Origin of the sequence: Xanthomonas sp. D-99 (assembly GCF_017746145.1) — a bacterium.
Lineage (GTDB): Bacteria > Pseudomonadota > Gammaproteobacteria > Xanthomonadales > Xanthomonadaceae > Xanthomonas > Xanthomonas cissicola.
Genome location: NZ_JAGHWU010000102.1, coordinates 1 through 7,500 on the forward strand (window position 1 = coordinate 1; position 7,500 = coordinate 7,500).

The 7,500-nt window shown below is 54.3% G+C and carries 4 protein-coding genes and 1 pseudogene; all 5 read right to left on the reverse strand.

Going from position 1 to position 7,500, the window contains the following annotated elements:
• Positions 1-844: 844 nt before the first annotated feature.
• On the reverse strand, positions 845-2,950 hold the full coding sequence (locus J7360_RS20540) for an N-6 DNA methylase (protein WP_209034683.1): 2,106 nt from the start codon (positions 2,948-2,950) through the stop codon (positions 845-847).
• Positions 2,947-4,107, reverse strand: a complete 1,161-nt coding sequence (locus J7360_RS20545) for a hypothetical protein (RefSeq protein WP_209034685.1) — start codon at positions 4,105-4,107, stop codon at positions 2,947-2,949. Before J7360_RS20545 ends, J7360_RS20540 begins: the two co-directional genes overlap by 4 nt.
• A 137-nt stretch (positions 4,108-4,244) precedes the next feature.
• Positions 4,245-6,029 (reverse strand): AAA family ATPase, encoded by a 1,785-nt coding sequence (locus tag J7360_RS20550; RefSeq protein WP_209034687.1) that lies wholly within the window; start codon positions 6,027-6,029, stop codon positions 4,245-4,247.
• The gene (locus tag J7360_RS20555) at positions 6,026-6,946 is read right to left on the reverse strand and encodes a DNA adenine methylase (protein WP_209034689.1); all 921 of its coding nucleotides are present in this window, start codon (positions 6,944-6,946) and stop codon (positions 6,026-6,028) included. The genes J7360_RS20550 and J7360_RS20555 overlap by 4 nt, the downstream gene beginning before the upstream one ends.
• Before the next feature lie 358 nt (positions 6,947-7,304).
• A pseudogene (locus tag J7360_RS21525) lies at positions 7,305-7,481 on the reverse strand (integrase); the annotation flags it as partial.
• Positions 7,482-7,500: the final 19 nt, after the last annotated feature.

Consider the following 7,500-nt stretch of genomic DNA (forward strand, 5'->3'; position numbering starts at 1 on the left):
GCCGGCGATGGGGAGCGTGCGTCTGTGAACCGGGAAATTCCCGCGGAAAGCGCCAGAAATGGCGAAATTCCGAAGTTCCAAAAGCCACTCTTCGGAACGACGCCACCTTCCGCCCTGTCAGGTCTCGTTGTTCAGACCTTCCCAAAGTCGAATACTATGAAAAGCCTGATATTACGGCTCTTCCCAAAGCAAGTCTGGCCCCCTCACCACCAAATCATTCACCCTAGCGTTCCAGACTTTCAGCCATGAAGTCCGACGCCTAGCGTCCTCAGCAGATATTTCACCCTCCAAAGACAACCCTACGCGCTCGCAATAGCTATTCAAAGCGCTCTTCGCCTGCTCAGCAGATTGTTCCAAAGAGGGGTGTCTCTGCCAAGCGGAGGTGAATGCCGAAGCCCATATCTGCTCTGCCCACATTCTTTGCAAGCCAAGCGCATCACCCGGCACGCCCCCTGAATCACTCCAACCATTAAATTGCGCGCCCGCCCCTCTTTGCCTCCATGGGGGTGGCCGGCGTTCCTCTGGCACCCAAATAAACCGATGAAGTTCCAAGGCTTTGTCAGCGCACAGATATGCCATAGCTTGTGGGTATCGCGTAAGCCCAGTCAACAAAACTGACGTCCAAAGCTTTTCTTCAAGATTTACTAAACTTAATGCGCCTTGCATAACACCTCCGATCAAAAGGCGATGCTAAGCGAAACAAATGATCCGTCAATATATCCTCATCAATATCGATACACTCGATATTGATTGCAAGGCCTTCGGCGAGTCATGAATTGGCTTGGTAGACATAAGCATTGGCGGGTTTATATAAAACCACACCTCAGCGCCGCGTTGAATCCGATCACCTCTCCGCTCTGAGAAGGACCTCATCAACAACCCGGCGCACCTGAGGATTGGCCTTGATATAGCGCCAGAATCCTCGCCGATCGCTACTGGCATGGTCGTAGATTACATTCAAGTGTGACGAATTTAAGCCGAGCGCTGCGGCGATCGTTACTTCAATTGTGGAGGCAGCATCAATGTGATCCATCGGCCGCAACTTTTTGGCGGTTGCGTGCCAAGGTGGGGAACGAAATTCCTGAGAAGACAGTCCGCCGCGAGGGCTGTGGACACAAATGCTCCAAGCAGCGGCAGCGATCAGTTCAAGCTGACTTGCTGAAACTCGTGGCCAGACGAGACCTTCCAAGATGAACTTGTTGAGGTGCAGCCCACTGATCATGCGGCGAGCGATCCAATCGAACACCATCGAATTCAAGATGCCCAGACCAGCATAGGCACTCAGCGTGTCTGGAAATTCAAGCACTGGCGCCGTGTTACCGCATTTCCAGCCTTCTGGCACTAAGCTGGCAATCATGGTTCTTGTGTTGGTTGAGGCTGTGACATCGCAGAACGCTACGCGCGGCAGAGCATTCATCTCCACAGGCATCACATACTGTGGTGTGCACAGCGCAAGTGGCCTATCGCCATTGTCTTCCCAAACCGCAGTGCGTCCAGAGCCGGATACCCAGCTTTTTTGTGCACAATCGTAGGCACCCACCAGACGACCTTCCAGCAAAGGAGCAAGCGCAACTCCTTTTTTATTGCGGAATGTTCCATCCCTAAGCCTGGTTAGTCGCTCTTTGCTCACATGCTGAAAGCGGTCTCTTCCGAGACTCAAATCAACTTCGCGGCGATAGCGCACCCGCCCCAGAGGACCAGGCTCAAATAGAGGAGCGCCCGAACTCAGAGCAACTCGAAGAACATCCAACTCACGCTTATGCGACAGCTCTGGAATGACGTGATATTTGCCGCCAATCAAGGCGATATCGCTACGGCGGAGTGGGATATGGGGCGCGTCAACCTCGCTGGGCTCCGTCGCAAAACTACGCACCGACAGCCGTTTTGTGCCTGCATTGGATCGCGTCGCTGCCAGAAGACCGAACTTGTAGCGCCCATCAATTGGAAAATAGCCCGCGCGGTTCTCATAGCCAGTCCACCGGGCGATTTCGAACTGCCGGAAATAGCGCTCTCGCAGCTCCGCCATACCCGCGTCAGACGCAAAGGCCGCCGGCAACACCGCCCCGAGTCGGCCGCCCTCGACAAGGAGATGTGGAGCAAGCTCAACAAACGCCTTGAAGAGATTGCGGTCTCCTTTACCCTGTGCGCTATAAAGTGGCGGCAGTCCAGGCGCCCCTTGTGCGCAGACCGACATGCGCGCAATTGTCCTCGCCCGCTCCTCGTCGCCGGCAAAACCAACGCTATGACGTAGCGACTCCCACGGGGGATTCATAAGAACTACGTCATACAGTTCTTGCCCGGACCACCAATCACGCGTAAGCGCGTTATCCAAGCGGATATTTTCACTGACTTGTTGAAGGCTTACGCCGGCATCGGCGCCAGCTAGCCATAGCAGGAGACAACAAAGCTCCCTTGCACGCGGATCAAGCTCGACACCATGCAACGAAAGGATGAAACGTTTGAGGTGGGATTTAGTGCGCAGCCGGCCCCGCTGTTCGATTGCAGCGAGGAGCAAATTTCCTGCACCGACACTCGGATCGACTATCCGGTGGATGCGATCCTCTGCCAAAGGCTCCAACGTGATCCGCGCTAGCGCTGCGGCGAACGCGTCATGCGTGGCATATGCACCCAAGCTCTTTTGAGTGCTGGATGCTCGTTGATAGGAAGCCGCCCAGGAGTGCATTCCCTCCGGCGCTTTACCCAAATACGAAGCACTCAGTGCAAGTTCGGCAACCCGTTGCCAGTCGTGACCGTTGCCATCGAAATCAGGCAGAGGTGATAACGCTAAATCGACGATCGCGGATCGCGCAGCCGCGCCACTCCAACGCTTTGCCCCTTCCCGCGCGCCATGGCGAGATGCAGCAGCAATCAGTAGATTAGTCGCCCGAAGCGGCTCCTCTGGGCAAACGACTTCAGCAGCCCTATATACAGCGTCCCAAGCTACTGTCATGGCGATGAGGCAACCAAAGCGTCACTCGCGCTGTCCTGCGCTGTATTAACGCTATCAAGAAATGCAAGCAGCTCAATTGCCTGCGACTCAGTTTGAATGGGAGAGCGATACTTGAACAGATCTAACCCAACAGCCACAAGTTTCCTGGGTGTGTCGCCGAACCCATAAGTATCCCACACCTGATGAGGAAAGGCTGCTGGATAGATCAGAACGGAGAGCGGCGCTTGACAAGCCGCAGCAGTGCTGAGCGCTTGATAGATGTGCCCTCGCTCAGGAACTCGCTGGTCAAACGCGACATACTTCGCCTCGAAAGCAGCTAATACCCGCCCCTCCTCCAAGAGAAGCGCGTCAGCGCTCGGATTGAAGGCTCGGCCGACGCCCACGGGAGAAAGCAGCTGCACTTTGCTTTGCATTTGACAAGTAAGTGCTCTTCCTTGGCGAGCAGCAGCTACGACTAGCGATCGAAGTGTTCTTTCCAGAAGGGTTTCCAAAAGAGGCCAACCCTCGACCGCCAATCCAAAGCCTGTGTGATGACCCACAGCCCCCAACAATGAAGTCTTATTCAGGATCGCATTGGCAAGTGACCACGCAGGCTTATAGGCACTCCACTGCTCCGGGAGCGCCGAACCCGCCCGGGCCCGACTACTTGTGCCATTTAGGCCACTGCCTGGCGCTAGATCTCGAACCAATCGACGCAAACCGTTGCTAACGCGTGAGTGGGTAGACGCAGCTGCGAGTGCCTTCGCAACGAAGACCAAGTTCTGCGTAAAGATATTGTCCGATACAAGAAGCGTCCGCGAAACGGGAAAAATATGAGGACGCCACAGCGCCGTCTGCGCCCAACGACTTACATCCAGTGTCCCTTGTAGGTGAGGAAGCTCGGACCTCCGACGCTCCATGATGGCAATCGGCCCTTCCTGTCGAAAAGCCCGCTCCAACCGATTGAGGTAGATGTCCGCCAAAACATCGAGCAAGGTGGCATGCGTCCGACTTGTCCCGGCCCTGCGCTCGCCCGCGATATGGATGCCTTCATCGCCTGTGAGGAGAGACACAACAGCCGTTGCCCAATCTTCATTCGCCTTGACCTTAGGCGAAACTTGGATTGTGAGACCACGCCCGAGATCAATGGTCCCCAGCACATTTTGCAGACGCAGCATCCCACCCTGCTCATGCAACAGCTTGAAACTAGGCCTCAATTGAAGGCGGAGCAGTTCTACTGCCGCCCTCAATCGCTCTGCATCTCCATTAGATAGCGCAAAGTCTACTCCTTCGGTGACCTCGATAGTCCTCACTATCAGTCACGAGCAACAGCAAGCAGGACACGAAGCTGCTTCGTCGGATCGAATGCGCTGATTTCTCGTAAAACGAGCCTCTTAGGAGCGATGCTAGCAAGTGCAGACGGTGCCGAACGCCAGTAGCCTAAGGCATCTTCCGGAGCCTCTCGATCACTAGTAACTCCGGTCGAATCTTTGATTCCGAGCACTACTGCTAGAACATCATCTTGATCAAGAAACGTCGTGCGCAAGGTCGGGACGATCTTCGTATCCATTGCAATGGATAGGAGGCGCAAACGCTCAGCAGTGTCGCCTATACCTACATTCCAAACGAGGGCATGTCCCAGTAAGAAGTCCTCGCCTAAGCAGAACTCGATGCGGTCATTAACGGTTCGAAGGACTCGAACAGCAAGCAACGCGACGTCATCCGGCGTCCAGTCGTCAGCGCTTTGGCTCGAAGGAAGATCCCTATCAACGTTGCTGGCATTCTCAAGCAGGCGCTTCCCCAGCAAGTCATAGTCCGGGCCCACTCGAATGACGCTAAAACGGCGTCGCATTGCAGCATCAAGCGGCGCAACTGAGCGATCAGTGCTATTCATCGCCGCCACAATGTGGAGCCCAGCCGGAAGCCTCAACTCGGAATCGAAGTGCTCCTCTTCTGCCTCATCCCGCCTGTAAATTGGGGCAACAGACATCTCTTGGTTAGGGTAAGGACGGGAGATATAGGAACCAGCCCTTCCCGCGCCAGAACGCTTATCGCCATCCAAAAGACCAAGCGTGTCGCCAAAAATCGCAGCGGCAGAGCCACGATTGAATTCATCTAAAATCAAAAGTGCCTTTCGTCCAGGGTCAGCGGAGGCCCAGTGACCTAAGGACAGCAGGGGCCCAGCCTTAGCTTCAAGTTTGATGGCGCCCTTACTGGTTGAGCTAGGAAAGAGTCCTGCTACGAACTGCTCATAGCTATAAGCGGGATGAAAAACCAAAGCCTCGCTTCGCAAGTCAGAGACAGTCTCTTGCTCCACTTCGGAGCCATCGGTCCAGTCCCCTGGCCAAGAATCAGGATCAAATTGCGGAGCCTTGGGAATAGAACGATAGTGTTCTCGCAAATCTTCCAAGGCGACGCTCTTGCCGGTCCCCGGCGGACCGACTAGGAGCACATTCGGTTCGCGCTTCAAAGCTTCGAGCACCGCGTTGACGACCATCGGCGCACGAGGTTCGCGCCTCTTGGGCTCCTCCCACCCTATCGCTCCAAGCCCAGCACTTTGGGGCAGAGCGTTGATTGCAGCCACGACGTCTGAAGGGAGCTGATCCAATCCCCGGTCTGCAAGATTCGCTGGTGGGTTCTCAAAGTAAACTCGCGTATGAAGCTTCGCGTCTTCTCCTGCAAGCTTTACAGCAATCAGCCAGGGCTTGCTATCTTGGCCATTTATCGCATCGAACACTGCGTTAGCATCGGCCTCAGACTGCAAATCCGGAGACCCTTCCAAGCTAATTTCCGGACGCGAGCCGACTTGACCGACACGCCAAGGAGCAGGCGGATTATTCGTTTCCCATCCCAAGTGGGGACGATCAGAGGAAAATAAAAGGTAGCCACCTACCTGACCACCATTGGGCCAAGCATAGGAAAGATCGACTCTGTCGCCAGAAAATCCTAGCGCATCAGCAACTATCGAAGCAGCCTTTGCGTTAATCTGAAAATAATCCTTGCTGTAACTACTACTGCTCCGCAAGCGCCCATAGAGCGCCTTGAAATTGGACAGGGTGTATCGCGCAAAGATTACTGCACGAACGCGCTGCTTGCTCATCGATTCGGCCCTCCTACAACAATAACTTCTGGCGAATCCTTGGGCTGAATATGTCGCTTGGCCTGAGCTGAGACCGAGCGACGCGTGGTGAACGAATAAACCTGGGCATGAGAGAAAATTTCACGAATGTGCTCATTATCCCTATTTGAGACAATCCAATGCACACCTCGCTTGGTTAGGCCTTCGCATAAAAAGGCCAGCTCTTCCAAATCGGCTATTCGGAAGCGCTTTCCGTTGTAACCAGCGAATTTACTGGTATCAGAAATAGGCAGATATGGCGGATCCATGTAGACAAAATCGCCAGGCTGTGCGCGAGCAATTGCTTGACGAAAATCTTGTTCCACGATTTCCGTATCTTTCAGTGTATCTGCTACCGCTTTCAAAGATGCAAATTCAATACCCCTGAAAGCACGTGCGCCCCAAGGGACGTTAAATACACCCCAGCGATTTTCCCGCCAAAGCCCATTCCACGATGTCTGGTTGAGATAAAAAAAACGCGCTGCCCGTTCAAGCGATCGAGTTGGCTCCTCGGCGCGAATGACATAGTATTCGTCCTCTCCTTGCCTATCGAGATAGGGTTGGAGACGATTGAAAAAAGCGCGTGGCTTCGTCTGGACGACTTGCCAAAGATTGATGAGTTCGCTGTTGAGATCGGATAGATAACACCGCCGCGCGCGCGCTCTAACCGCAAAAAACATTGCACCAGAGCCTAAGAATGGCTCATGAAAATTATTAAACCTGTTCGGGGCATGGGGAAGAATTGCGCTCAATAGCCGAGTCTTACCACCTGCCCAGCGCAGGAACGGCTTCTGCGGGAAACCATCGCGAAGAGCAGTTGCCAGCTCTACTTCTTCGACCGCAAGAGACCCTCTTTCCTCTTCGTAAGCGGAAAAGGAGCGGGAAATAGCTTCGTTCATTTTTTTTAACCGCGATGTGCGCGACTTGTGTCGACGCTGGTTGATTTCTCGGAAATCGATCGGAGTTTGCGTCCCGATTCCGGCGAGGTATCGGCCTGATTTCCGGCGTCGAAGTAACCTTCGATAAGGACCTCTAACATGTTAGAGAGCGTCCTATGTTCCCGACCAGCCGCCTCACGGAGAAGGCCTTTAACTCGGGTGCTCATCCGCAGGTTTACGACTTCTGTTTTACGCTCAGACATGGGAACACCGTTGTCTTTACAATGTGTAGACGATACAGGCACAGTCCCTTGAAGACAACGCGTGCGGAGCGGCTGCGCGCATCATGGGGGCGGCAAGAATCACCAGCTGAGATTGGCTAGACCGTGGGCTTCCGAAGATGGACGTTCAGTGCAGTAGAACTGAGCCCATAGCTGAGCTTGTCAATGCCAGGGGAGTGCTGACCAAGGCCGCGCAGCTTCTCCACTGTCGTAAAGTCCCGACTGTAAGTCGCATGATGCTCATCATCCAGCTCGTGGCCTACGATCTGCGCACGCTGTCAACAACAACTTCAA